Annotated in this window: 24 protein-coding genes; 17 read left to right on the top strand and 7 right to left on the bottom strand. The window is 75.6% G+C overall.

Features of this window, described 5'->3' with window-relative positions:
* Position 1: 1 nt before the first annotated feature.
* From mtrB to G7075_RS10190, 6 genes are all read left to right on the top strand, one after another.
* Positions 2-1,663, top strand: a complete 1,662-nt coding sequence (gene mtrB / locus G7075_RS10215) for an MtrAB system histidine kinase MtrB (RefSeq protein WP_166121534.1) — start codon at positions 2-4, stop codon at positions 1,661-1,663.
* Positions 1,660-4,095 (top strand): GerMN domain-containing protein, encoded by a 2,436-nt coding sequence (locus tag G7075_RS10210; protein ID WP_166121532.1) that lies wholly within the window; start codon positions 1,660-1,662, stop codon positions 4,093-4,095. Before mtrB ends, G7075_RS10210 begins: the two co-directional genes overlap by 4 nt.
* The gene (locus G7075_RS10205; protein ID WP_166117778.1) at positions 4,088-4,282 is read left to right on the top strand and encodes a phosphoribosyltransferase family protein; all 195 of its coding nucleotides are present in this window, start codon (positions 4,088-4,090) and stop codon (positions 4,280-4,282) included. The genes G7075_RS10210 and G7075_RS10205 overlap by 8 nt, the downstream gene beginning before the upstream one ends.
* Positions 4,283-4,433: 151 nt before the next feature.
* Complete coding sequence (gene hpf / locus G7075_RS10200; RefSeq protein ID WP_166121530.1) at positions 4,434-5,078, top strand: ribosome hibernation-promoting factor, HPF/YfiA family; 645 nt, start codon at positions 4,434-4,436, stop codon at positions 5,076-5,078.
* Positions 5,079-5,136: 58 nt separating this feature from the next.
* The gene (locus G7075_RS10195; protein ID WP_240917534.1) at positions 5,137-5,841 is read left to right on the top strand and encodes a response regulator transcription factor; all 705 of its coding nucleotides are present in this window, start codon (positions 5,137-5,139) and stop codon (positions 5,839-5,841) included.
* A complete protein-coding gene (locus G7075_RS10190) occupies positions 5,834-7,033 on the top strand; it encodes a winged helix-turn-helix domain-containing protein (protein WP_166121528.1) in 1,200 nt (399 codons plus the stop codon). The genes G7075_RS10195 and G7075_RS10190 overlap by 8 nt, the downstream gene beginning before the upstream one ends.
* On the opposite strand, the gene G7075_RS10185 is transcribed toward G7075_RS10190, so the two are convergent.
* Positions 7,023-8,162, bottom strand: a complete 1,140-nt coding sequence (locus G7075_RS10185; RefSeq protein WP_166121526.1) for a GNAT family N-acetyltransferase — start codon at positions 8,160-8,162, stop codon at positions 7,023-7,025. The two genes, G7075_RS10190 and G7075_RS10185, sit on opposite strands and share 11 nt — an antisense overlap.
* 204 nt (positions 8,163-8,366) lie before the next feature.
* Between G7075_RS10185 and secA the strand changes: the two genes are divergently transcribed.
* Positions 8,367-11,237, top strand: coding sequence for a preprotein translocase subunit SecA (gene secA, locus G7075_RS10180; protein ID WP_166121524.1), 2,871 nt, complete (start codon positions 8,367-8,369; stop codon positions 11,235-11,237).
* Positions 11,238-11,244: 7 nt separating this feature from the next.
* Here the strand turns inward: secA and G7075_RS10175 are convergent, their stop codons facing one another.
* Complete coding sequence (locus G7075_RS10175) at positions 11,245-11,784, bottom strand: Rv3235 family protein (RefSeq protein WP_166121523.1); 540 nt, start codon at positions 11,782-11,784, stop codon at positions 11,245-11,247.
* Entirely contained in the window at positions 11,781-12,497 is a 717-nt protein-coding gene (locus tag G7075_RS10170) for a LysM peptidoglycan-binding domain-containing protein (protein WP_166121521.1), read from the bottom strand. The genes G7075_RS10175 and G7075_RS10170 overlap by 4 nt, the downstream gene beginning before the upstream one ends.
* Before the next feature lie 141 nt (positions 12,498-12,638).
* Here G7075_RS10170 and G7075_RS10165 point away from each other — a divergent pair, with 141 nt between their 5' ends.
* Positions 12,639-13,316: a hypothetical protein gene (locus tag G7075_RS10165; RefSeq protein ID WP_205860470.1), complete on the top strand. Its 678-nt coding sequence runs from the start codon at positions 12,639-12,641 to the stop codon at positions 13,314-13,316.
* Here G7075_RS10165 and G7075_RS10160 read toward each other — a convergent pair.
* Positions 13,226-13,468, bottom strand: a complete 243-nt coding sequence (locus G7075_RS10160) for a helix-turn-helix domain-containing protein (RefSeq protein WP_166121519.1) — start codon at positions 13,466-13,468, stop codon at positions 13,226-13,228. The two genes, G7075_RS10165 and G7075_RS10160, sit on opposite strands and share 91 nt — an antisense overlap.
* A 101-nt stretch (positions 13,469-13,569) precedes the next feature.
* Here G7075_RS10160 and G7075_RS10155 point away from each other — a divergent pair, with 101 nt between their 5' ends.
* The 7 genes from G7075_RS10155 to pruA all read left to right on the top strand — a co-directional run bounded on the left by G7075_RS10155 (position 13,570) and on the right by pruA (position 19,147).
* A complete protein-coding gene (locus G7075_RS10155; RefSeq protein WP_166121517.1) occupies positions 13,570-14,229 on the top strand; it encodes an SAF domain-containing protein in 660 nt (219 codons plus the stop codon).
* A gap of 490 nt (positions 14,230-14,719) precedes the next feature.
* Positions 14,720-15,511, top strand: a complete 792-nt coding sequence (locus G7075_RS10150) for a hypothetical protein (protein WP_166121515.1) — start codon at positions 14,720-14,722, stop codon at positions 15,509-15,511.
* A 12-nt stretch (positions 15,512-15,523) separates the two neighbouring features.
* A complete protein-coding gene (locus tag G7075_RS10145; RefSeq protein WP_240917533.1) occupies positions 15,524-16,789 on the top strand; it encodes a wax ester/triacylglycerol synthase family O-acyltransferase in 1,266 nt (421 codons plus the stop codon).
* On the top strand, positions 16,687-16,968 hold the full coding sequence (locus G7075_RS21150; RefSeq protein WP_240917532.1) for a WS/DGAT domain-containing protein: 282 nt from the start codon (positions 16,687-16,689) through the stop codon (positions 16,966-16,968). The genes G7075_RS10145 and G7075_RS21150 overlap by 103 nt, the downstream gene beginning before the upstream one ends.
* A 31-nt stretch (positions 16,969-16,999) precedes the next feature.
* Positions 17,000-17,128 (top strand): hypothetical protein, encoded by a 129-nt coding sequence (locus G7075_RS21995; protein ID WP_256378020.1) that lies wholly within the window; start codon positions 17,000-17,002, stop codon positions 17,126-17,128.
* Positions 17,125-17,421 carry a hypothetical protein gene (locus G7075_RS22745; RefSeq protein WP_371814234.1) on the top strand — a complete coding sequence of 99 codons (297 nt, stop codon included), beginning with the start codon at positions 17,125-17,127 and terminating at the stop codon, positions 17,419-17,421. Before G7075_RS21995 ends, G7075_RS22745 begins: the two co-directional genes overlap by 4 nt.
* A 97-nt stretch (positions 17,422-17,518) precedes the next feature.
* A complete protein-coding gene (pruA, locus tag G7075_RS10135; protein ID WP_166121511.1) occupies positions 17,519-19,147 on the top strand; it encodes an L-glutamate gamma-semialdehyde dehydrogenase in 1,629 nt (542 codons plus the stop codon).
* A gap of 6 nt (positions 19,148-19,153) precedes the next feature.
* Here pruA and G7075_RS10130 read toward each other — a convergent pair whose 3' ends face one another.
* The 3 genes from G7075_RS10130 to G7075_RS10120 are packed head-to-tail and all read right to left on the bottom strand — an operon-like array spanning position 19,154 to position 20,512.
* Positions 19,154-19,648, bottom strand: coding sequence for a DUF2505 domain-containing protein (locus G7075_RS10130; protein WP_166121509.1), 495 nt, complete (start codon positions 19,646-19,648; stop codon positions 19,154-19,156).
* Positions 19,649-19,691: 43 nt separating this feature from the next.
* Entirely contained in the window at positions 19,692-20,213 is a 522-nt protein-coding gene (locus G7075_RS10125) for a hypothetical protein (RefSeq protein WP_166121507.1), read from the bottom strand.
* Positions 20,210-20,512, bottom strand: a complete 303-nt coding sequence (locus G7075_RS10120; protein ID WP_166121505.1) for a hypothetical protein — start codon at positions 20,510-20,512, stop codon at positions 20,210-20,212. Before G7075_RS10120 ends, G7075_RS10125 begins: the two co-directional genes overlap by 4 nt.
* 68 nt (positions 20,513-20,580) lie before the next feature.
* On the opposite strand from G7075_RS10120, the gene G7075_RS10115 reads away from it, so the two are divergent.
* Both G7075_RS10115 and G7075_RS10110 read left to right on the top strand, forming a co-directional pair.
* Positions 20,581-21,753, top strand: a complete 1,173-nt coding sequence (locus G7075_RS10115) for a M20/M25/M40 family metallo-hydrolase (protein ID WP_166121504.1) — start codon at positions 20,581-20,583, stop codon at positions 21,751-21,753.
* On the top strand, positions 21,743-22,891 hold the full coding sequence (locus G7075_RS10110; RefSeq protein WP_205860469.1) for an aminotransferase class V-fold PLP-dependent enzyme: 1,149 nt from the start codon (positions 21,743-21,745) through the stop codon (positions 22,889-22,891). Before G7075_RS10115 ends, G7075_RS10110 begins: the two co-directional genes overlap by 11 nt.

Here is a 22,891-nt window from a genome sequence, read left to right as displayed (position 1 = left end):
GATGTCCGGGTCCGCCGAGGTCGGCGCGGGGCCGGTGGCGCACGCGGGGCGTGCGGCCCGGCTGCGCTCCTCCCTCACGACGCTCGGCTCGGCCGCGCGCACCGGCCTCGCCGGGGTCCGCCGCCGCTGGCGCCAGTCGCTGCGGCTGCGGGTGGTCGCGACGACGATGCTCCTCGGCCTCGTCGTCGTCACGGTGCTCGGCTCCGTGCTGCACGCCCAGATCGCGGGGGGCCTCGAGCGCAGCCGGGTCCAGAGCGCGCAGTACGAGGCGCTCTCGCTCACCGCGCAGGCCCAGAACCAGTGGGACGCCTCTCGGGCCACCTCGAGCGAGGAGCTCACCCGCGCCGCCGGCGAGATCATGACGAAGTTCCTCAGCGCACCGGGGCCGGACCCCAGCCGCTACGTCGTCATGGCCCGCTCGGCCGCCAACGACAGCGACATCGCGATCGGGACCCTGTCGAGCGTCAGCTCGGTCGGCATCGACGCGGTCTCCGAGGAGCTGCGCGACCGGGTCGCCGCCAGCCCCGGCCGCCAGCAGTCGCAGCTCACCGAGGTGCGCATCGGCACCCGCGAGGTCCCGTCGGTCATCGTCGGCAGCGTCGTCGAGCTGTCGAACGACGCCGGACCGTACGCCCTCTACTTCATCTACCCGATGGAGCAGGAGGTCGCGACGATGGACCTCATCGGCAACGCCTTCCTCATCGCCGGGGTCATCCTCACCCTCCTCGTCGGAGCGGTGGCCTACGTCGTCACGCGGCAGGTCGTCACCCCGGTGCGGCGCGCCGGCGAGGTCGCCCAGCGGCTCTCGGCCGGCCGGCTCAACGAGCGGATGCCCGCCCGCGGCGAGGACGACCTCGCCGTGCTCGCGACGTCGTTCAACAACATGGCCGACAGCCTGCAGAGCCAGATCCGCCAGCTCGAGGGGCTCTCGGCGGTGCAGCAGCGCTTCGTCTCCGACGTCTCCCACGAGCTGCGCACCCCGCTGACGACGATCCGGATGGCCGTCGACGTCATCCACGACTCGCGCCTCGACTTCCAGCCGCCGGTGGCCCGCTCCGCCGAGCTGCTCGCCGGCGAGCTCGACCGCTTCGAGGCGCTGCTCGCCGACCTCCTCGAGATCAGCCGGTTCGACGCCGGCGCCGCGGCCCTCGACCTCGAGCCGGTCGACCTGCGCGGCACCGTCGCCAAGGTCGTCGCGGCGGCCCGCCCGCTCGCCGACCGGCGGGGCAGCGTCATCACCGTGCACGCCCCCGAGACGCCCGCCGAGGCCGAGATCGACGAGCGCCGGGTCGAGCGGATCCTGCGCAACCTCGTCGTCAACGCCGTCGAGCACGGCGACGGCGGGCCGGTCGACGTCCACGTCGCGGTCGGTGCGGACGCCGTCGGCGTCGTCGTCGAGGACCACGGCGTCGGCCTGCGCCCCGGCGAGGCGGCCAACGTCTTCACCCGGTTCTGGCGCGCCGACCCCGCCCGGGCCCGCACCACCGGTGGCACCGGGTTGGGGCTGTCGATCTCGCTCGAGGACGCCCGGCTGCACAACGGGTGGCTGCAGGCCTGGGGCGAGCCGGGGGAGGGCTCGCGCTTCCGGCTGACCCTGCCGCGCCACGCGGGTGAGAGCCTCCACGCCTCGCCGCTGCCGCTCAGCCCCGCGGACGACTCGTGAGCGTCCGGCTGCGGGTGCTCGCGGCCGCCGTCGCCGCCGCGCTGCTCGCCGGGTGCGGCGGCCTCACCGGCACGGGGGAGGTCGAGCCCGGCCTCGAGGTCGGGTCCGGCAAGGCCCCCGACCTCGGCTTCCTGCCGGCGGGGCCGCGTCCCGGGGCCGGCCAGGACGGCATCGTCCGGGGCTTCCTCCAGGCGGGGGCGGCGAGCGGCGGGGTGTACGACAACGCCCGCAAGTTCCTCACCGCGCAGGCCAGCGAGCGGTGGGACCCCGACGAGACGATCGTCCTGCTCGCCGACGACGAGCCGCCGGCGACCACGCTCGTGGACCCCGCCACCGTGCGGGTCACCGCCAAGGCCGCGGGCACGGTCGACAGCCGCGGACGGCTGCGCGCGGCGGCACCGGGGGCCACCGTGACGGCGACGGTCTCGCTCACCTCGGTCGGCGGGGAGTGGCGCATCGCCGAGCTGCCCGACGGGTTCGGGCGGTGGATCGCCCAGAGCGACGTCCCGCGGCTCGTCCAGCCGTTCGCCGTGCACTACATCTCGACGAGCCGGAGGGCCACGCTGCCCGACCTGCGCTGGTTCCCCCTCGACCGGCTGGCCACCCGGCTGGCCCGGGCCCAGCTCGACGCCGTGCCCGAGCACCTCGTCGGTGCGGGCACCACCGCCGTGCCCAACGGCGCCCGGCTGCTCGGTGACGCCGTGTCGGTCGACACCGACGGCGTCGCGTCGGTCAACCTCGTCGCGAGCCGGATGGCCCCGGGTGAGGTGGCCCGGCAGAACCTCTGGGCGCAGTTCCTCACGACCCTCACCCAGGACCCGTCGGTCAGCGCCGTCTCGCTCGCCGTCGACGGGGTGGCCGTCGACCTCGACGGGGTCGACGGGCCCGTCGACTCGCTGAGCCGGGTCGGCTTCCCGGCGGCCGCCCCGTCGACGACGACCACCAAGCCGGTGGTGCGCCGCGGCACCCGGGTCGACGTCTTCGACCCGACGGCCGGCACCCGGCAGCAGGACCGGCCGGCGACCCCGCCCGGCGGCTACCCCGCGGTCCCGGCCGACGACACGCACCTCGCGCTCTCGGCCGACGGCGCGGAGCTCGCGGCCGTGACCCCGTCCGGCGACGGCCTCTCGCGCTGGCGGGGGAGCACCCGCTACGAGGTCCCGGGGCTCGGGGTCGACGTCGGCGCCCCGGCGTACGACCGCCGCGGCTTCCTGTGGGTCGGCGCGGTCGGCCAGCAGGCGCAACGCCTGTTCGTCGTCGACACCCGCGCCGACCCCGCCACCGCAGGGGCGACGGCCTCGGTGGTGCGCGCCGACTGGCTCGCCGGCCGGCGGGTGCTCGAGGCCCGGGTCGCGGCCGACGGTGACCGGATCGCGGTCCTCTCGGTGCGGGCCGACGGCAGCGCGCCGGTCGTCGACCTCGCCGGCGTCGTCCGCGGCAGCGGCCAGCGTCCCGAGCGGCTCGCCGCGCCGCTGCACCTCGGCGTCCCGTTCACGGCGGCCCGGGGGCTCGCCTGGCTCGACGAGCAGCAGATCGCGACGATCGCGGCGACGCGCGGGTCGGGCGCGCGCCCGCTCGTGCTGTCGGTCGACGGGTCGGTGTCCACGCTGACCGCCGCCCCGGGCGCCCGCACCGTGGCCGCGACGGGGGAGAGCGCGGCCTCTACGTGCTCACCGACAAGGGCCGGCTGCTGTCGCGCTCGGGGGTGCGCTGGGTCGACAGCGGCCCGGCCGACGACCTGGCCACGGCAGCCGGCTGACGCCTCTTCGCCGTCGCGTCCGCCCGGTCGTCCACAGGCGGGCCCGACGCGGTCGTCGTCCACAGGCCGGGGCGCGGTCCTCGCGGACCCGTCGCCACCGGGACAGGCTCGGGGTCGTGGGTGGGACCGGGCAGCGATGGAGCGGCAGCCTGCGGGCCGCGGCCGGCCTGGTCCTGCCCACCCGGTGCGCGGGGTGCGGGGCTCCGGGCGCGCCGTGGTGCACCGGGTGCCGGGCGCTGGCCCGTCGGCCGCCCCCGGAGGGCCGCCCGGTGCCCTCCGCGCCGCCCTGCTGGACCGCCACCGTGCTCGAGGGGCCGGTGCGCCGGGCGGTCTCGGCGCACAAGGACGGCGGCCGGCGCGACCTGCACCCCGAGCTCGTCGACCTCCTCGTCGTCGCACTGACCCGCGCCCTCACCGAGGACCCCGTGCTGCGGCAGGCCCGGCGCTGCGGCCGCCTCGTGCTCGTCGTCCCGGTGCCCGAGACCCGCTCGGCGGCCCGGCGCCGCGGCGACGACCCGGTCGGCCGCCTGGCCGCCGCGGCGGTCGCCCGGCTCGACGACCCCGGCGTCGTCCGGTCGGCGGGCCTGCGGCACGCCCGCCGGGTGGCCGACCAGTCCCGGCTCGGGCGGGCCGGACGGGCGGCGAACCTCGCCGGCGCGCTGCGGGTGCCTGAGGCCGCCCGGCCCGCCGTCGAGGGGTCGGTGTGCGTGGTCGTCGACGACGTCGTCACCACCGGGGCCACGCTGGCCGAGGCGGCTCGGGCACTGCGCGCCGCCGGGGCGTCGTACGTCGCCGCGGCCACGGTGGCGGCGACCCCGCGGGGCACGACGGGCGCGTCCGGCGGCGGGACCCGGGCGTGACCGACACGACCCGTCCACGTCCGTCCGTTGCTGTTGTGGGCGGTGGGTCCGGGGGCTAGCGTCTGTGCATGGACCCGATTCCTCGGGAGGTGGTGCTTCCCACGCCGGACCAGTGCTGAGCCCGAACACCACCGAGCACGAGGAGGACCACGTGGACATCGTCGTCACCGGACGGCACCTGACCGTCTCCGACCGTTTCCGGGACCACATCGAGGAGAAGCTGGCGAAGATCACCCAGCTCGCCCCCCGGACCCGACGCGTCGAGGTCAAGGTCAGTCACGAACCCAACCGCCGCCAGGCCAAGGCCTGCGACCGGGTCGAGGTCACCTGCTACGCCAAGGGGCCCGTCGTCCGGGCCGAGGCGTGCGCGGATGACAAGTACGCCGCCCTCGATGTCGTTGTCGACAAGCTCATGGAACGGCTGAGGCGCCAGGGTGACCGGCACCAGGTCCACCGCGGGCGCCGGACCCCCGAGTCCGTCGCCGCCGCGACCGCGCGCATCGAGGCGCCCGACGAGGTCGAGGACGACGACGGTGGGGCCGACGGCCGGCCGTTCGGCGACTCGCCCATCGAGGTCCGCGAGAAGGTGCACCGCTCCGAGCCGATGACCCTCGCCGACGCGCTGCGCGAGATGGAGGCCGTCGGGCACGACTTCTACCTCTTCCACGACGTCGAGACCGACCGCGCGAGCGTCGTCTACCGCCGCCGTGGCTGGTCCTACGGCGTGCTCCACCTCGACCTCGACGGGTCGCTCGCCGACGCCGGCGAGGACGAGGTCCGGGTCGCGGCGTCCTGACGCACCATGCCGGGCGTGGGCGCTGGGTTCGCGGCCCCCGACCTGACACGATGACCCCGTGGAGGAGACCGTGAGCGGCGATCACGACGGAGACGCCCCGCCCGGGGTCATCCGCGTCGTCATCGCCGACGACCACGCGCTCTACCGCCAGGGGATGGCCGTCGTCGTCGAGCTCGACGGCGCGGCCAAGGTCGTGGGCCAGGCGAGCAACGGCGCCGAGGCCGTCGAGGTCTGCGCCCGGCTGCGTCCCGACGTCGTCCTCATGGACGTGCGCATGCCCGTCGTCGGCGGCATCGAGGCGGCCGGCCTCCTGCACGCCGCCGACCCGGGCGCGCGCATCCTCATGCTGACGATGAGCGACGACGAGAGCGACCTGTTCCAGGCCATCAAGGCCGGCGCCAGCGGCTACCTCCTCAAGGACCTGCCGGGCGAGGAGGTCGCCGACGCCATCCGGCGGGTGCACGACGGGCAGGCGATCATCCCGCCGGGCATGGCCGCCACCCTGCTCCAGGAGTTCTCCCGGCTCAGCCAGGACGTCGCGCCCGGCGCCCCCACCGAGTCCCACCTCACCGACCGCGAGGTCGAGGTGCTGCGGCTCGTGGCCCGCGGCATGGTCAACCGCGAGATCGCCGAGAGCCTCGGCATCGCTGAGAACACCGTGAAGAACCACGTCCGGAGCATCCTCGAGAAGCTGCACCTGCACTCGCGGGTCGAGGCGGCGGTCTACGCCCACCAGCAGCGGCTCGTGCCGCCGGATGGCTGAGCCGGCACCGGTCCGGCTGACCCGCCCCGCGGCCCGGCGCATCGCCCTGGCCGCCCAGGGCTTCGCGCGGCCGCGGCCGCCCGTACCGGGCACGCGTGACCTCCAGCGGGTGCTCGACGCCGTCGGCATCGTCCAGATCGACAGCGTCAACGTCGTCGTCCGCAGCCAGTACCTGCCGTTCTTCTCCCGGCTCGGGCCGTACGACCGCGCCCTGCTCGACCGCGCCCGCGACCGCGCACCCCGCCGGGTCGTCGAGTACTGGGCGCACGAGGCCTCCCTCGTCCCGCCCACGACCTGGCCGCTGCTGGACTTCCGGATGCGCCGGGCCCGCTCCGACGCCTGGGGCGGGATGCAACGGGTGGCCCGCGACCACCCCGACCTCGTCGCGATGGTGCTCGCCGAGGTGGGCGCCGGCGGCCCGATGACCAGCCGGGAGGTCGAGGCCGCCCTGGCCCACGACCTGCCGCGCGAGCGCGAGCACTGGGGCTGGAACTGGTCGCTCGTGAAGAACGCCCTCGAGCACCTGTTCTGGTCGGGCGAGCTCTCGAGCGCCGGCCGCACGACCCAGTTCGAGCGGCGCTACGCCCACCCCGCGCGCGTGCTGCCGCCGGCCCTGCGCGCCGAGGCGCTCGACCCCGCCGCCCGGCCGGGCGACGAGGAGGCCTTCCGCCGGCTCATCGAGATCTCGGCCCGTGCGCACGGTGTCGGCAGCGAGCAGTGCCTGCGCGACTACTTCCGGCTCAGGCCCGAGCAGGCGCGCCCGGCCGTGGCATCGCTCGTCGCCGACGGCACGCTGCTGCCGGCGAGCATCGAGGGCTGGCACCGCCCGGTCTACCTGCACCGCGACGCCCGCCGGCCGCGCCGGGTGCGGGCCCGCGCGCTGCTCTCACCCTTCGACTCGCTCGTCTGGCAGCGCGACCGCACCCGGGCGATCTTCGGGTTCGACTTCCGGCTCGAGATCTACGTGCCCGAGGAGCTGCGCGTGCACGGCTACTACGTGCTGCCGTTCCTGCTCGGCGACGAGCTCGTGGCCCGGGTCGACCTCAAGAGCGACCGCGCGGCCGGCGTGCTGCGCGGGCGCCGGTGCACGTGGGAGCCGGGGCGCGGCGGGGTGGAGGACGCCCGCGAGCTCGACGAGGAGCTGGGACTCATGGCCGGCTGGCTCGACCTGCCGGGCGGCGTCAGCGACTGAGCAGCTCCCAGTGCAGCGACGCGACGGGGCGTCCACCGGGCAGCACGTCGGCCTCGGTCTCGCGCCCCCAGATGTCGAAGCCGAGGGAGTCGAGCACCTTGTTGCTGCCGGCGTTGTCCTCGGCGGTCTGGGCCACGAGGCGCCGCAGCCCGAGCCCGCCGTCGGCCCGGGGGGCCAGCGCGTGCCCGGCGACGAGGCGGGCGGCCGCCGTCGCGACGCCGCGCCGCCGGCCGCTCGGGAGCACCTGGTAGCCGAGCTCGGCGGTGTCGTCGTCGAGGGTGCCCTCGGTGACGAAGACCAGCGCCTCGCCGAGCGCCCGCCCGGTGGCGGCGTCGGCGACGCACCAGCTGAGCGTCGTGCCGAGGGCCATCTTCTCGCGGCGGGTGAGCAGCCACTCGGGAAAGGTGTCGGGCTCGAGGATGCCGCGGGCCGGCATGTGGTGCGCCGGCTGGTCGCGGGGCTCGAGGGCGTCGACGTCCTCGTCGAGCCAGGGGCGCAGCACGAGACCGCCGGCCTCCTCGGTGCGCAGGACGAGCGGTTCGGGCCAGGGGGTGCGGGCCTCCAGGACGTCGTCGGCGCCGAGGCTGGCCATCCACGTGTCGACGGCCGGGCCGCCCTGCGGGTCGGGGTGCGAGCCGGGGAGGGTGCCGTGGTGGGTGAAGCCGCACGCCCACGCGACGCGCCACGAGGCGAAGTTGCCGCGCACCGCCCGCCAGTGCAGCCGGGAGCCGCCCTGCTCGAACCAGTGCTGGGCGAGGAGCCGCAGCGCCCCGGCCATCAGCCCCCGGCCCCGGGCGTCGGGGTGCAGGCCGAACCCGACCTCCGCGACGCCGGCGGCCGCGGACGGTCGCAGGTCGATGGTGCCGGCGTAGCGGCCGTCGGGGTCCTCGGCGTCGGTGATCGCCCAGTACCGGTGGCCGTCGGGCTCGTTCCAGGCCGCCTCGATGAGGGCGAGGAACTCGCGGCCCTGCTCCTCGCCGTAGGGCCGGGGCACGAGCGTCCAGCGCATCGACTCGGGGTCGGCGCTCTGCTCGACGATGCGCTCGAGGTCGTCCGGGCGGTGCGCGCGCAGCCGGACGTGGCCGTCGGTGAGCACCGGCACGCCCGCGGGGAAGGTCGCCTCGGTCATGACGACAGCCAACCACCGCGGGCGCACCGGGGGGAACTCGCCACGGCCTTCGACCCGTTGGACCTTCGGCACGCCCCACCGCGCGGCCCGGGCCCGGGGGGCTCGACTACCCTAGGTGGGTCCGGCGGCGCCACACCGCCGCTCTGCTCTGCCCCGCGTCGCGTCCTGCCTCGCACCGTTTTCTGCCTCAAGGGAGTCCCACTCGTGAAGATCGTCGAGAAGCTGCTGCGTGCCGGTGAGGGGCGCATCCTCAAGAAGCTCGACAGCATCGCGGCGCAGGTCGGGTCCATCGAGGAGGACTTCGAGAAGCTCAGCGACGCCGAGCTGCGCGAGGAGACCGACAAGTTCCGGGCCCGGCTCGCCGACGGCGAGACCCTCGACGACATCCTTCCCGAGGCCTTCGCGGCCGTGCGTGAGGCCAGCCGGCGCACCATCGGCAAGCGGCACTTCGACGTGCAGATCATGGGCGGCGCCGCGCTCCACCTCGGCAACGTCGCCGAGATGCGCACCGGTGAGGGCAAGACCCTCGTCGCCACCCTCCCGAGCTACCTCAACGCGCTCGAGGGCAAGGGCGTGCACGTCATCACCGTCAACGACTACCTCGCCGAGTACCAGTCCGAGCTGATGGGCCGCGTCCACCGCTTCCTCGGCCTCGAGACCGGCTGCATCCTCGCCTCGATGACGCCCGAGCAGCGGCGCGTCGAGTACGCGAAGGACATCACCTACGGCACGAACAACGAGTTCGGCTTCGACTACCTGCGCGACAACATGGCGTGGTCGACCGACGAGCTCGTGCAGCGCGGCCACAACTTCTGCATCGTCGACGAGGTCGACTCGATCCTCATCGACGAGGCACGCACGCCGCTCATCATCTCGGGGCCGGCCGACGCGCCGACCAAGTGGTACGTCGAGTTCGCCCGCATCGCCCAGCGTCTCGAGCGCGGCGAGCTGGAGTCCGGTCGCGGCGACTACGAGGTCGACGAGAAGAAGAAGACCGTCGGCGTGCTCGAGCGCGGCATCGACAAGGTCGAGGACCACCTCGGCATCGACAACCTCTACGAGTCGGCGAACACCCCGCTCATCGGCTACCTGCAGAACGCGGTCAAGGCCAAGGAGCTGTTCACCCGCGACAAGGACTACGTCGTCATCGACGGCGAGGTCCTCATCGTCGACGAGCACACCGGCCGCATGCTGCCGGGACGGCGCTACAACGAGGGCATGCACCAGGCCATCGAGGCCAAGGAGGGGGTGGAGATCAAGAACGAGAACCAGACCCTCGCGACGATCACCCTCCAGAACTACTTCCGCATGTACGACAAGCTCTCGGGCATGACCGGTACGGCCATGACCGAGGCCTCCGAGCTCAACTCGATCTACAAGCTCGGCGTCGTGCCGATCCCGACGAACCGGCCGATGATCCGCGCCGACCAGGCCGACCTCGTCTACCGCACCGAGGAGAGCAAGTACAAGGCCGTCGTCGACGACATCGCCGAGAAGCACGAGGCCGGCCAGCCGGTGCTCGTCGGCACGGTCTCGGTCGAGAAGTCCGAGTACCTCTCCGAGCAGCTGCGCCGGCGCGGCATCCGCCACGAGGTCCTCAACGCCAAGCACCACGAGCGCGAGGCGAGCATCGTCGCCGACGCGGGGCGCAAGGCCGCGGTCACCGTCGCGACGAACATGGCCGGTCGAGGCACCGACATCATGCTCGGTGGCAACCCGGAGTTCCGGGCCGTCGCGGCCCTCAGGGACCGCGGGCTGGACCCCCACGACACGCCGGAGGAGTACGAGGCGGCCTGGGACGAGGCGCTCGCGCAGGCCGAGGCGCAGGTCGCGGCCGAGCACGCGGAGGTCACCGAGCTCGGCGGCCTCTACGTCCTCGGCACCGAGCGGCACGAGTCGCGCCGCATCGATAACCAGCTGCGCGGCCGCTCCGGCCGTCAGGGCGACCCGGGCGAGTCGCGGTTCTACCTCTCGCTCGAGGACCACCTGATGCGGCTGTTCAACGCCGGCCTCGTCGACCGGGTGATGACCACCGCCAAGCTCGAGGACGACCAGCCGATCGAGTCCAAGCTCGTGTCGCGCTCGATCGCCTCGGCGCAGGCGCAGGTCGAGGCGCAGAACTTCGAGATCCGCAAGAACGTCCTCAAGTACGACGACGTCCTCAACCGCCAGCGCACCGTCATCTACGACGAGCGGCGCCGGGTGCTCGAGGGCGAGGACCTGCACGAGCAGCTGCGCTTCTTCGTCAACGACGTCGTCGAGGGCTACATCGACGCCGAGACGGGCGAGGGCTTCGCCGAGGACTGGAACCTCGAGCGGCTCTGGGGCGCGCTGCGGGCGCTGTACCCGATCTCGATCACGCCCGAGCAGCTCGACGAGGCGGCGGGTGGTCGCAGCGCGCTGACCAACGAGCTGCTCAAGGAGGAGATCCTCTCCGACGCCCACCGCGCCTACGACGAGCGCGAGGAGGCCCTCGGCGAGGAGGTCATGCGCGAGGTCGAGCGGAGGGTCATGCTCTCGGTCCTGGACCGCAAGTGGCGCGAGCACCTCTACGAGATGGACTACCTCCAGGAGGGCATCGGCCTGCGCGCGATGGCCCAGCGCGACCCGCTCGTGGAGTACCAGCGCGAGGGCTTCCAGCTCTGGCAGGCGATGAACGAGTCGGTCAAGGAGGAGTCGGTCGGGCTGCTCTTCCACGTCGACGTCAAGGTCGACGAGCCCGAGGAGGCCCCGGCCGTCCAGCCGATGCACGTCTCGCAGATGCTCGGGGCGCTGAGCGGCGGCGCGCGGGCGGCCGAGGAGCCGGCGGGCGACGTCGTCGTCGAGACCGAGCACGAGGCCGGCGCGGACGCCGACGGGCACAAGCACGTCGAGGTGTCCGGGGTCGGTGTCGGGCGACCGCGCACGGGCGCGCTGCACTACGCCGGGCCGACCGAGACCGGCGAGGTCGAGGTGCGCGACGAGCAGGGCCCCGGGTCGGTGCTCACCGACGAGCAGCTGTCGAGCACCCCCAAGAACGCGCCGTGCCCGTGCGGGTCCGGCAAGAAGTTCAAGATGTGCCACGGCCGCCGCTGACGCAGGCTCAGCCCACCTGGAGGGCAGCGACCCGCCACTTGCCGTCCTGACCGACGAGTCGCAGCGCGACGGCGCGCACCCGCGGCCCGTCCTGGACGACGACGGCGGCCTCGGCGACCCCGTCGACCGGTTCGCAGACCCGGACCCGGCGGACGCTGAGCCGGTGCCGCCGGGCCGAGCGCCCCTGGGCCGCCCGCCGCGCCACGAGGGCACCCCGCCGGGCGACGACCGCGTAGACCTCGGGGGTGGTCCAGCGCACCACCTGCGGCGCCGGCCGGGCGCCGGTCATCACCTCGAGGAGGGCCTGGGCCATCCGGGCCGCCCACTCGGCGGGGTCGGGCAGGTCGGTGCGGGGGGTGCGCTGCGGCCCGAAGACCTGCTCGTCGGAGGCGCAGGAGAAGTCGACGGCGAGGGCGTCCTGGACGTAGCCGGGCACCCGTCGGGCGCCGGGGTCGGCCGCCCGCGCGCGACGCACCGCCTCGTGGAGGGGCAGCGCGGGCGGCAGGGCGCGCACCGCCGGAGCCACGTGCAGCGGGGCGCCGCTCACGAGCCGACCACCGTGGGCACCCGCAGCACCTGACCGGGGAGCAGGCGGTCGGGGTCGGGGCCGACGACGTCGTGGTTCTCGGCGTACCAGTGCGGCCAGGCCCGGGCGACCTCGGCGTCGGTGGCCCCCGGCCCCAGGTGACGGGCCGCGATGGACCACAACGAGTCGCCGCGGTGGACGACGACCTCGTCGTCGACGGCCGGCGCAGCGCCGCGGCCGCTGACGACGGAGACGTCGGGCTGGCGGCGGACGGTGGGGGCGCTGGGGGTCCAGCCGGGGTCGGGCGCCGGGCTCCAGCCCGGGTCGGGGAGCGGGGCGTCGGCCGACCCGGCCGGGCCGCCGGACGCACCCGTCGCGGGCGCCGCCTCGAAGGCCACCGCCCCGGCCACGGCGGTGCCGACGACCCGGGCCGGCCCGGCGACCGCCGTCCCGGCCCCGAGCCCGCTCGCCCCGACCCCCACCCCGAGGACGACGGCGGCCACCCGGCGCACGACGACGGGGGACAGGGCGGCCGAGGCCCGCGCGGCCGCCGCACCGACCGTGCCGGGCACCCGGGCCAGCCCCTCGAGGACCACCCCGAGGGCGAGCCAGGCCAGCCCGAGCAGGCCGAGGGCGGCGAGCAGGGCGAGCAGCGCCTCGGGGACTCCACCGGGGCCCCGCGCAGGGAGGCGTCGAGCGTCGTGGCCGCCACCCGGGCGAGCACCGTGGCGCACACCGCGAGCACCAGGACGGTGAGGAAGCCACCGAGGAGATGCATTGGAGCGCGTTTGGTGCTGTTTGCCATCGTTTGCATGATCTGGACGATAGACGGTCGGTCCGACACCGGCAAGGGGTGGTGCGTAGCCTGTGCTCCCATGAGGTGGGAGGGGCTGTTCGCGGACCTCGAGGGGCAGCTCGCGGCCGAGGAGCGTCGCGAGCTCGACAGCGAGGTCGCCGAGCGGACCCGTCGCGAGCGGGCGCTGGTCGACCTCACCGGCCGGCTGGCCGCGACCGTGGGCTCACCGGTGTCGCTGCTCGTCGAGGGCGGCCGGGTGGTCTCCGGCGTCCTGGCCGACGTCGGCGACGGCTGGCTGCTCGTCGCCGACCCGCCGCGCGAGCTGCTCGTCCCCCGGGGCGCCCTCGTCACCGTCGAGGGGCTGCCGCCGCACGCCGACCCGGCCCGCACCGCCCGCCGCTTCGGCCTCGGTCACGCGCTGCGCGCCCTGGCCCGCGACCGCGCCACCGTGACGCTCGAGGTGTCCTCGGGGCGCCGCTCGTCGGCACCATCGACGTCGTCGGTGCCGACCACCTCGTGCTCGCCGAGCACCCCGAGGGCGAGCCGCGCCGGCGCGAGAACGTCCGCCGGCTGCTCACCGTCCCGTTCGCGGCCGTGCGCACCGTGGGGTCCGGCCGCTGAGCGGTGGCCCGCGACGGACCGGGCCGCGCCCCCACGGGGCAGGCGTCAGCCGTCGGTCGGCTCGGGCGCGTCGGTGTCGCCCTCGGTGCGTGTCGTCACGAGCTCGCGGGTCTCGGCGTACATCCGCTGGATGTAGCTCTCGAGCTCACTGGTCTCGACGCGCCACTGGCCCCGCCCGCCGACCTTGATGGCCGGCAGGTCGCCGCTGCGCACGAGCGCGTAGGCCTGCGCGGCGGAGACGTCGAGGATCTCGGAGACCTCGGTCAGCGGGATGAAGCGTCGCGGCACGCGGACAGTGTGCCACCGACCGCACCGGCCCCGGCAGGCGTCGTCCACAGGCTCACGGGTTCGGCGGGCACGGGCCGTCGCGGTCGGGCAGGATCGCGGCCATGAGCGACCTCCCGACCCCCACCGCCTCCCGGCTGCGGGCCCCGTCGTGGCGCGACTCGCGCCTGCTCGTCGGCGTGCTGCTCGTCGTCGTCTCGACGGTGCTCGGTGCCCTGGTCGTGGCCCGCGCCGACCGCCGCGTGCCGGTGTACGCCGCGGCCGGGGCCGTCGCGCCGGGGCAGCCGCTCACCGCCGACGACCTCACCGTGGTGCGGGTGCAGCTCGGTGACGGCACGGCCGCCTACCTGTCCGCCGACGGCCCGCTGCCCGCCGACTCCTACGCCCTGCGCGACCTGCGCCCCGGCGAGCTCGTGCCGCGCTCGAGCGTCGGCACCGCGGCCGCCGTGGGGGTCCAGCAGGTCGCCCTCCAGGTCGACGCCACGTCGGCCGCCTCGCTGCGCCGCGGCACGCTCGTCGACGTCTACGTCAACCGGCCCGTCGAGGGCTCCACGGTCGGGGTGGTCAAGCTCGCCGGTCCCGAGCGGGTGCTCGAGCGGGTCGCCGTCGTCGCGGTCGCCGAGGAGGACTCCGTACTCGCGGGCGCCGAGCAGACCCGGGCGGTGCGCGTCATGGTGCCGCGCGACGACGTGCGGGGCCTCGTCGCCGACGTCGACGTCGGCGCCCGCATCACCCTCGTCCCGGTGCCGGGGGGCGGCTCGTGACGACCGTCCTCACGGCGCTCACACACCGGCACGAGGCGGGCTTCGTCGAGGTGCTCGGCGCCGCGCCCGGTATCGAGCTGGTCCGCCGCTGCGCCGACCTCGCCGAGCTGCTGTCCACCGGCGCGGCCGGCGTCGCCCGGGTGGCCGTCGTGTCCCCGGACCTGCGCGGCCTCGACCGCGACGCCCTGCGCCACCTCGCCGGGCACGGGGTGCGGGTCGCGGGCCTGGCGTCCGGGGACGACGAGGACGGTGAGCGCCGCCTGCGCCAGCTGGGCGTCGCGACGGTGCTCCACCCCGGCGACCCCTCCGACGTCGTCGCCGCGGCCCTGTCCGCGCTCGCCGACGCCACGACCTCGCGCCCGAGCGGGACGGGCGGGCCGGCCGCCGCGCTCGACGACCTGCCCGACGACCCCTCCCGCACCCCGACCCCCGCGTCCCGACCCCGGTCACCGTCGTCTGGGGACCCACCGGCGCCCCCGGCCGCTCGACGGTGGCCGTCACGCTCGCCGCCCGGCTGGCCGGCTCCGGCATCCGCACCCTGCTCGTCGACCTCGACACCTGGGGCGCCTCGGTGGCCCAGCTGCTCGGCATGGTCGACGAGGCGCCGGGCGTCGCCGCGGCCGCCCGGGCCTCCGAGCAGGGCACCCTCGACGTCCCCGGCCTGGCCCGGCTCGCCCCCGAGGCGCTGCCCGGCCTGCGCGTCCTCACCGGGCTCCCGCGGGCCGACCGCTGGCCCGAGCTGCGTGCCGCCGCCGTCGAGGACGTGCTCCGGCTGGCCCGCGGCGTCGTCGACCACGTCGTCGTCGACACCGGATTCGCCCTCGAGGACGACGAGGAGCTGAGCTACGACACCGTCGCCCCCCGGCGCAACGCCGCCACCCTCACCGCGCTCGAGGCCGCCGACCGGCTCGTCGTCGTCGGGGCCGCCGACCCGGTCGGCCTCCAGCGGCTGGTCCGCGGGGTGCAGGACGTCGCCGTGCTGCCCTGCCCGCGTCCGCTCGTGCTCGTCAACAAGGTCCGCGCCTCGGCGGCCGGCCCCCGCCCCGAGCGGACCATCCGCGAGGTCCTCGGCCGGTTCGCCGGGCTCGAGGAGGTCCGGATGCTGCCCTGGGCGCCGGACGACTGCGACGAGGCCGTGCTCACCGGTCGGGCCCTCACCGAGGTCCGTCCGCGCTCGCCGCTCGTCGCCGCCCTGGGCGCCGTCGCCTCCGTGCTCGACGAGCGCTGCCCCGACACCTCGGGCGCCGACCGGCAGGGCCGTCGGAGGCGGGTGCGGGTCTGACACGATGGACCCGTGACCGACCGGCTGAGCGCCCTCGACTCGTCCTTCCTCCGCCTCGAGGACGCGACGACGCCGATGCACGTCGGCTCGGTCATGGTCTTCGACGTCCCCTCCGGTGGCTTCGACTACACCCGGCTCGTCGACCTCATCAGCGAGCGCATCGCCCACGTCCCGCGCTACCGGCAGCGGATCAAGACAGTCCCCGGCGGCCTCGGCAACCCCGTGTGGGTCGACGACCAGTCCTTCGACATCGGCTACCACGTGCGGCGCAGCGCCCTCCCGCGCCCGGGGTCCGACGAGCAGCTCGAGGAGCTCGTCGCCCGCATCCAGCCGCGTCCCCTCGACCGATCGCGACCGCTCTGGGAGCTCTACCTCGTCGAGGGCCTGGCCGAGGACCGCTTCGCGATCATCACCAAGAGCCACCACAGCCTCGTCGACGGCGTGCACGGCGTCGACATCGGTGGGGTGCTCGTCGACGGCAACCCCGGCGGCGCCGACGGCGTGCTCGCCACGTGGCGCCCCAAGCCCGAGCCCACGTCGGCCGAGCTGCTCGTCGGGGCGCTCGCCGACGTCGTGCGCACCCCGAGCCAGCTCGTCGACACCGTGCGCTCCGGGGTCGACGACGTCGCCCGCACCGCCTCGAAGGTCGCCTCGGTCGCCGGTGACGTGATCTCCACGCTGGCCCGGATGTCGGCGCGGCCGGCCCCCGAGAGCCCGCTCAACGCCTCGGTCGGCCGGGCCCGCCGCTACGTGATGGTCGGCACCGACCTCGACGACTACCGCGCCGTGCGCTCGCGCCTCGGGCAGGGTTCGTTCGCCGACGAGGTGACGATCAACGACGTCGTGCTGGCCACCATCGCCGGGGCCTTCCGCTCGTGGCTGCTCATGCGCGGCGAGCCGGTGTACCCCGGCACCACCGTGCGGGCCCTCGTGCCGGTGTCGGTCCGCTCGGCCGACGTCGGCGAGGACGCGCCGCCCGGCGCCGAGGTCACCGCGTGCTTCGTGGACCTGCCTGTCGGAGAACCGAAGCCGTCGATGCGCCTGCACCAGATCGCCTTCTCGATGCGCCAGCAGACCGAGGGCGGCGGCCGTCGCGCGGTGTCCGCCGAGGCGCTGGCCGGCGTCGGGGGTTCGCCCCGCCGACCCTGCACGCCCTCGGGGCGAGGCTCGGCGGGATGGTCTCGCGCCGGCTGCACAACGTCGTCATCACCAACGTACCCGGGCCCCAGACACCGCTGTTCGCCGACGGCGCCCAGATGGTCTCGACCTACCCGGTGACCCCGCTCGGCGCCGGCCAGGCGCTGTCCATCGGCCTCACCTCCTACGACGGCGGCGTCTACTACGGCCTCTACGCCGACCGCGACGCCATGCCCGACGCCGACGTCCTCGGCCGCGGTGTCGTCGACGCGCTGCAAGAGCTCCTCGACGCCCCGCGCCCACGCGGCCGTCGCCCGTGATCCACCGACGGAACCACCGAAGGACGAGCCGATGCCGCTGACCCGCGTCTACCTCCCGCTGACGGCCGACGACCTCGAGGCCCTGGCGACCGGGCGAGAGCTCGGCCCCGCCCCCTCGCGGCGCACGGCGTCACACCGGCGCTCGGTCGGCCCGGCCTGACCACCGACGAGGAGGAGCTCGAGCACGACGCCTGGGTCGCCGCCACGGAGGAGGCCACCAGCCGGGCCGCGGGCGCGCGCCGGGTCGTCGCCTCGGCCGACGTCGACGCCGCCGTCGTGGCGGTGCCCGAGCGGGCCGACGTGCCGTCGCGGGTCGAGGTCGGGTCACCGGTGGCGCGCAGCCGGGTCGTGTCCTTCCACGTCGACGAGGAGCCCGGTGGCACCGGCACCGCCGACCTGCTCTGGTACGACGTCACCGAGCTCGAGGCCGTGCGCGCGCTGCTCGCCACCTGAGCCCGGGCGCCGACCTGCGCGAGTTGCGTCGGGGGAGCACCGGACGCGAGAGTGGGTGGTCATCCGTCGTCGTGACCCGAGCGAGGTGCCCCACCCCATGGACGCTGTGACCCACGTCCCCGCCCCCACCAACGAGACCGTCCTCGACTACGCCCCCGGCAGCCCGGAGCGCGCGTCCCTCGAGGTCGCCCTCGCCGAGCTCGCCTCCGTGCGCCACGAGCTGCCGCACACCATCGGCGGGAAGCGGGTCATGGGCGGCGGCAAGCGCTTCGAGGTGCGCCAGCCGCACGCGCGCCGCAGCGTCCTCGGGGTCTCCAAGGGGGCCACGAAGGCCGACGCCACCGCCGCCGTCGAGGCCGCCCGGGCCGCGGCGCCCGGCTGGCGCGACCTGTCCTTCGACGACCGGGCCGGCATCCTCCTCAAGGCCGCCGACCTGCTCGCCGGCCCCTGGCGTGCCCGCCTCAACGCGGCGACGATGCTCGGCCAGAGCAAGACCGCCTACCAGGCCGAGATCGACGCCGCCTGTGAGCTCATCGACTTCTGGCGCTTCAACGTCCACTTCGCCCGCAATGTCATCGAGGAGCAGCCGCCGGCCAACTCCCGCGGCATCTGGAACCGCAGCGACCACCGCTCGCTCGAGGGCTTCGTCTACGCGGTGACGCCGTTCAACTTCACGGCCATCGCCGGCAACCTGCCGACCGCGCCCGCGCTGATGGGCAACACCGTCGTCTGGAAGCCCTCGCCCACCCAGCAGCTCGCGGCGCAGCTGACGATGGAGCTGCTCGAGGAGGCCGGGATGCCGCCGGGCGTCGTCAACCTCGTCACCGGCGACGGCGTCGCGGTCTCCGACGTCGCCCTCTCGCACCCCGACTTCGCCGGCCTGCACTTCACCGGCTCGACGGCCACGTTCCAGCACCTGTGGCGGACCATCGGCGAGAACCTCACGGGCTACCGGCACTACCCGCGCATCGTCGGCGAGACCGGCGGCAAGGACTTCATCCTCGCCCACCCGAGCGCCGACCCCGACGTCCTGCGCACCGCGATGGTCCGTGGTGCCTTCGAGTTCCAGGGCCAGAAGTGCTCGGCCGCCTCGCGCGCCTACGTGCCGCGCTCGGTCTGGAAGGTCATCAAGGACGACCTCGTGGCCGTCACCGAGTCGCTCACCCAGGGTGACGTGCGCGACCTGTCGAACTTCATGGGCGCGGTCATCGACGAGCGGGCCTTCGCCAAGCACCAGGCCGCCATCGACCGGGCCCACGCCACGAGCCACCTCGACGTCGTGGCCGGCGGCACCTACGACGACTCCGAGGGCTGGTTCGTCCGCCCGACCGTCGTCGAGTCGAGCGACCCCACCGACGAGATGTTCTCGACCGAGTACTTCGGCCCGATCCTCGCCGTGCACGTCTTCCCGGACCGCCAGTACGACAAGGTCCTCGACCAGATGGAGTCGGTCGCGCCGTACGCGCTCACCGGTGCCGTCATCGCCCAGGACCGGGCGGCCATCGCCGACGCCACGCACCGGCTGCGCTTCGCGGCGGGCAACTTCTACGTCAACGACAAGCCGACCGGCGCCGTCGTCGGCCAGCAGCCGTTCGGTGGCGGGCGCGCCTCGGGCACCAACGACAAGGCGGGCTCGGCGGCCAACCTCATGCGGTGGACCTCGACGCGGTCGATCAAGGAGACCTTCGTCCCGCCGACCGACCACCGCTACCCGCACATGGGCTGAGGCCCGTCAGCCCCCGAGGCGCTCGCGCAGCAGCTCGACCTCGATGCCGACCGCGGCGTTGATGGGCTCGGCGGCGGCCTTCTCGATCTTGCCGCCGACGAAGGGGATGTTGGCCTTGAGCTCGGCGTCGAGGACCTCGGCCGACCCCGCGCCGACGGCCTCGAGGCGCAGCACGCCCTTGAGGGTCAGCGGGGCGCCCTTGACGTGCAGGTCGACGACCGCCGCCCGGCTGCCGTCCGCGGCCGCTGCGCCCCACTCGTAGTCCTCGACGACCGTGAGGGTCGACCCGACGAACGAGCGGGCGACGTCGGGGAGGCCGTCGGCGGGCAGCTCGCGCGAGGTGTGCACGCGGTGCCCGGTGGCCGTCGCCGTGACCCGCGCCTCGTACGCGCCGCCGTCGGTCGTCGCTTCGCACTTGGCCTCCTGGAAGGCCGGGTCGGTGAGCACCGCGTAGACCTCCTCGGGGGTGGCCGGCAGCTGCTCTCGCCTCGTCAGTCGCACTCGGGTGGTCCTCTCCGCACGGGTGGGGGTCCGGGCGATCCTCTCACCCGTGGCGCAGGCCGTGGGAGAGCGCGGCCAGCCGCTCGGTCGACTCGCGAAGCACCCCGAGGACGAAGTCGCGGCGGCGCCGGTGCTGGGCCAGGACGAGGTCGAGCTCGGCCTGCAGCCGGGCGGCCAGCTCGTCCTGGGCCCGCTGGGCGGCGGCGTCGGCCTCGCCCCGCACCCCGTAGGCGGGGACGACCCGCTCGTCGCGCATCTCGAGCCCGCCCGCAGTCGCGCGTTCCTCGACGGTCCGGGCCCGGGCGAGGAGGTCGGCGAGGTCGCTGGCCTGGTCCTGGAGGACGCCCGCGACCCGGGTCAGCTCGTCGGCGGTGGAGGTGCCGGCACCGGCGAGCGCCGCACCCCGTCGTCGGGTGGTGACCGACGCGCGGCCCGGCCAGCCCTCGCCGAGCGCCTCGACCTCGGGGCCGAGCGCCTCGGCGAGGACACCGAGCCGCCGCCCGACCGACGCAGTGGTGGCTGCGCACGCCGACAGCGAGCCGGGGTCGCCAGGGACGGTGCTCACCGCTCGACCCCGTGCGGTGCGGACGGGCGGGTGAGGGGTGTCGCGGCACCGGGAGGCACGGGCCCGGGGGCGGCGTGCGGGGCGAGGGTGACGGCGACCTCGTCGGCGGCCTCGCCGAGGGCCCGCAGGGTGTCGGCGACCTGGTCGAGCCAGTCGTCGAGCACCCGCTGGGGCCGGGGCTCGCCGGTGACGACGAGGCTGGCGAGGACGTCGTCCTCGGCCTCGGCGAGCGTGTCGCGCAGCGCATCGAGCCGGCTCGCGGCGGCGCGGGCGCGGAGCGGGTCGGGGCCGGTGGGCACCCGGCCACCGTAGCCCGGATGCCGCGTCGCCCTGCCGGGTTGCCCACAGGCCCGCTAGCGTCGGCGCCGTGACCGACGGAGCACCCGACCTCGCCGCGGAGGCCGTCCGCCTCGCGGCCGCCCTCGTCGCCGTCGACTCGGTGAACCCCGGGCTTGTTCCCGGCGCGGCCGGGGAGGCGGCGGTCGTCGAGCACCTGCGCGCGCGGCTCGTGGCCTCCGGGTTCGAGACCTCCGTGCACACCCCGCCCGGTCACCTCGACCGCCCGAGCCTCGTGTCCGTCGGCCCGGAGGGCGTCCCCGGCCCCACGGTCGTCCTCACCGGCCACGTCGACACCGTCGGCGTCGCCGGGATGGACGACCCGTTCACCCCGCACACCGACGGCGACCGGATGACCGGGCGCGGCGCCGCCGACATGAAGGGCGGGGTCGCCGGACTCGTCGTGGCCGCGGAGGAGCTGGTCCGGCGCGGGACCCCGGGGCGGGTGGTGCTCGCCCTCGTCGCCGACGAGGAGGACGCGAGCCTCGGCACCGAGACGGTGCTCGCCGCCCTGCCGGCCCTCGGCATCCACCCGGACGTCGCGCTCCTCGCCGAGCCGACCGGCCTGTCCCGCACCACCTCGCTGCGCGGGTACGCAGTGGTCGAGGTCGACCTGGCCGGGCGGGCCGCGCACTCGTCGCAGCCCGCCGAGGGCGTCAACGCGGTCGCCCACCTCGGGCGGCTGCTCGCCGCGGTCGAGGCGCGCGGCGACGAGCTCGCGACGTCCGGCGGGTCGCTGATGGTCACCGTCGCCCGGGCGGGGGAGTCGCCGTTCGTCCTGGCGCAGCACGCGCACGCCGTCGTCGAGCGGCGCACCGTGCCGGGCGAGGACTCCGGCGCCGCGCTCGCCGAGGTCGAGGCGCTCCTGGCCCGGATGCGGGAGGCCGACCCCACCGTCGACGCCCGGGCCCGGCTGGTGGTCGCCCGCGAGCCGTGGCGGCTCGACGGCACCGGCGCCGCCACCGCGCTGGCCGACGCCCTCGACGCGGCCCTCGGCGACGCCTCCCCGCCGGACCCCCTCGACGCCCCGTACTGGATGGAGGCGCCGCTGTGGCAGGCGGCCGGCGTGCCGACGGTGGTCTGCGGGCCGGGCGGCGGCGGGCTGCACGCTGCGGACGAGTGGCTCGACCTCGCCCAGCTCCTGGCCTTCACCGAGGCCGTCGTCGGGGCCGTCGAGGGCTGGGTGGCGCACCGTGCCGACTGACCCGCGCGGGTTGCGTTCCGACGCACCGCTGCTCGATGCCTGGCTGCGCTTCCAGGAGCAGGACCCGACCCCGTTCACCATCCCCGGCCACAAGCGGCGGCTCGACCTGGTCGGCGACGTCGTCGCCGGCGACGTCCCGCTCTACGCCGGCCTCGACACCATGCAGCTCTCGCGCGGCGTGCTCGCCGACGCCGAGGCCCGCGCGGCCCGTGCCTGGGGCGTCGACCTCTGCCGGTTCTCGGTCGGCGGCTCCACGCACGGCAACCAGGCCCTCGCGCTGGCCGTCGGGCGGCCCGGCCAGCGGGTCGTCGTCTCGCGAACCCTGCACCGCTCGATGCTGCTCGGGCTCGTCCTCGCCGGCCTCGAGCCCGTGTGGGTCCGGCCCCGGGTCGACCCCGCGCACGGCCTGCCGACCGGTGTCCATCCGGACGACGTCGCCGCCGCGCTGGCCGGCGCCCCGGACGCCGTCGCCGTCCTCGTCGGCGACCCGTCCTACGTCGGCACCGTCGGCGACGTCGCCGGCCTGGCCGACGTGGCCCACGCCCACGACGTCCCCCTGGTCGTCGACGCCGCGTGGGGCGCCCACCTCGGCTGGCACCCCGACCTGCCGCCGCACGCGCTCGCCGCGGGCGCCGACGCCCTCGTGACGAGTGCGCACAAGGGCCTGCCGGCGGTGTCGCAGGCCGCCCTCGTGCTCGCCCGCTCGGGGCGCATCGACCCCGCCCGCCTCGACGCCGCGGTCGAGGCGACGGCCACGACCAGCCCGGCGGGCGCGATCCTCGCGAGCACCGACGCCGCCCGGGCCCTCCTCGAGCGCGACGGCGCGGCCCTGCTCGGCGATGTCGCCGCCGCGGTGGCCGCGGTGCGGGCGCGGCTGTCCCGCACCGAGGGGTTGCTCGTCCTCGACGGCCCGGGCGTCGACCCCACCCGCCTCGTGCTCGTGCTGCCCGGCACCGGCGCGGACGGCAGCCGCGTCGAGGCCGACCTCGTCGCCGCGGGGATGCCCGTCGAGATGGCCGACCGCGACACCCTCGTCGCGATGGTGACGATGGCCGACAACGCCGAGGGGCTCGACGCCCTCGCCGCGGCCCTCGAGGCGTCGCTGGCCCGGCACCGGGGGTCCCCCGTCCGGTCCTGA

Source organism: Phycicoccus sp. HDW14 (assembly GCF_011383005.1).
In the GTDB taxonomy this organism is placed as follows: domain Bacteria; phylum Actinomycetota; class Actinomycetes; order Actinomycetales; family Dermatophilaceae; genus Phycicoccus.
The sequence above is the reverse complement of the archived record's forward strand: the minus strand, read 5'-3'. Positions and strand labels throughout refer to the sequence as shown.